The organism is Acidovorax sp. KPB24-07 (assembly GCF_057543315.1).
Genome location: NZ_BAAJYS010000481.1, coordinates 1 through 2246, shown reverse-complemented (window position 1 = coordinate 2246; position 2246 = coordinate 1). Strand labels below are relative to the sequence as shown.

At 70.4% G+C, this 2246-nt stretch carries 2 protein-coding genes and 1 pseudogene; all 3 read left to right on the top strand.

Translation table 11 applies throughout. The features are described from left to right. The coding region (locus tag AC27IQ_RS22850; RefSeq protein WP_487090908.1) for an aminotransferase class III-fold pyridoxal phosphate-dependent enzyme at nucleotides 1-604 on the top strand (604 nt) is incomplete at its 5' end. A gap of 68 nt (nucleotides 605-672) precedes the next feature. After that, a complete protein-coding gene (locus AC27IQ_RS22845; RefSeq protein WP_487090907.1) occupies nucleotides 673-1599 on the top strand; it encodes a transporter substrate-binding domain-containing protein in 927 nt (308 codons plus the stop codon). 11 nt (nucleotides 1600-1610) lie between these two features. Further along, a pseudogene (locus tag AC27IQ_RS22840) lies at nucleotides 1611-2246 on the top strand (arylsulfatase); the annotation flags it as partial.

The window sequence follows — 2246 nt, the reverse complement described above, 5'->3', positions numbered from 1 at the left end:
GTGCGGCATGGGCCGCACCGGCACCCTGCACGCCTGCGAGCAGGAGGGCGTGGTGCCCGACCTCATCACCGTGGCCAAGGGCCTGGGGGGCGGCTACCAGCCCATCGGCGCGGTGCTGGCGCAGGGGCGCGTGGTCGAGGCCATGTCGCGCGGCAGCGGCTTCTTCCAGCACGGCCACACCTACCTGGGCCACCCGGTGGCCTGCGCCGCCGCGCTGGCGGTGCAGCAGGTGATCGCGCGCGACGGCCTGCTGCAGAAAGTGCAGGGCGATGCGCCGGTGTTCGAACGCATGCTGCGCGGCGCGCTGGGTGACCACCCCCACGTGGGTGACATCCGCGGACGGGGCTATTTCTGGGGCATCGAGCTGGTGGCCGATCGCGCAACGAAGGCCCCGTTCGACCCCGCGCTCCGGCTGCATGCGCGCGTCAAGAAGGCCGCGATGGATGCGGGCCTGCTGTGCTATCCGTTCGGCGGCACGGTGGATGGCCTGCGCGGCGACCACGTGCTGCTCGCGCCGCCGTACATCGCCACGCGCGAGGACCTGCAGGCCATCGCCGACCTGCTGGCGCACGCCATCGGGCAGGCCACGGCCGGGCTGGCCTGAGCGTCACCCTTCCCCGTCGTTCCGTTCTCCCTCCCGTTCCATCTCTCGTTCCTGAAGGAGCCTTTGCCATGCCCGTCGCACCGTCCCTTTCGTTCCCGCGCCGCCTCCTGGCCGCCTTTCTGTCGTGCGCGGCCCTGGCCGCCCCGGCGGCCTTCGCCCAGGAGGCGCCCGCGGCCGGCGGCACCCTGGGCAAGATCCAGCAAAGCGGTGCCATCACCTTCGGCTACCGCGAGTCGTCGTTCGGCTTTTCGTACCTGGACGGCAACCTGCGGCCCGTGGGCTACAGCATCGACATCTGCCAACGCATCGTGGAGGCGGTCAAGGCCGAACTGAAGATGCCCGCCATCGAGGTGAGGTACCAGGCCGTCACCTCGGCCAACCGCATTCCGCTGGTGCAGAACGGCACGGTGGACATCGAGTGCGGCTCCACCACCAACCTGGTGGAGCGGCAAAAGCTGGTGGCTTTCTCGCCCGACATCTTCCGCTACAACGTGCGCCTGCTGGTCAAGGCCGATTCCGGCATCCGCGGCATCGCGGACCTGCAGGGCAAATCCGTGGTGACCACGGCGGGCACGACCTCGCTGCGGCTGCTGCGCGAGGCCGACAAGGGCCAGGCCCTGCAGATCACGCACCTGTCGGGCAAGGACCACACCGACTCCTTCCTGCTGGTGGAGAGCGGCCGCGCCGCCGCCTTCGTGCTGGACGACATCCTGCTCGCGGGGCAGATCGCCAATGCGCGCCAGCCGCAGGATTTCGCCATCGTGGGCGAGAGCCTGCGCACCGAGAACCAGTCGCTCATGTTCCGCAAAGACGATCCGCCGTTCAAGGCGCTGGTGGACCGGGTGGTCGGTGCCATGATGCGGTCCGGCGAAATGGAGGCGCTGTACCAGCGCTGGTTCATGTCGCCCATTCCGCCCAAGAACATCAACATCCGCTACCCGCTGAATGCCGAAACGCGCGACGCGTTCCAGAACCCCAGCTCCAAGGGCATCTGAGCCCCCTTCCCATGACCGCACCCATCCCCGTATCCGCATCCGCACCGCCGCGCATCGCGTTGATCCATGCCCTGCCGCATTCCGTCGAGCCTATCAACGCCGCCTTCGCGCAGCAGTGGTCCCAGGCGCTGCGCATGAACCTGCTGGACGACAGCCTCTCGGCCGACCTGGCGCGCTCGGGTGCGGGGCTGGATGCGGCCATGCACGACCGGTTCCTGCGGCTGGCGGACTACGCCGTGGGCACGGGCGCACACGCGCTGCTGTTCACCTGCTCGGCCTTCGGGCCGTGCATCGAGGCGGTGGCGCGCCGGCATGCGGGGCTGCCGGTGCTCAAGCCCAACGAGGCCATGGTGGACGACATCGCGCAGGCCGCCGGCGAAGGGGCCGTGGGCCTGATCGCCACCTTCGCGCCCACGCTGGCCTCCATGCCGCCGGAGTTTCCTGCGCACGTGGCGCTGCACACGGCCCTGGCCGACGGCGCGCTCGACGCGCTGAACCGGGGCGATGCGGTGCTGCATGACCGGCTCATCGCCGAACAGGCGCGCGCGCTGCAGGCGCAGGGCTGCCGCCGCATCCGCCGCTCGCGCAATTCAGCATGGCGCGCGCCCGGGGCGCATGCCGGAGGCGGCCAACGGGGCTGCCCGGTG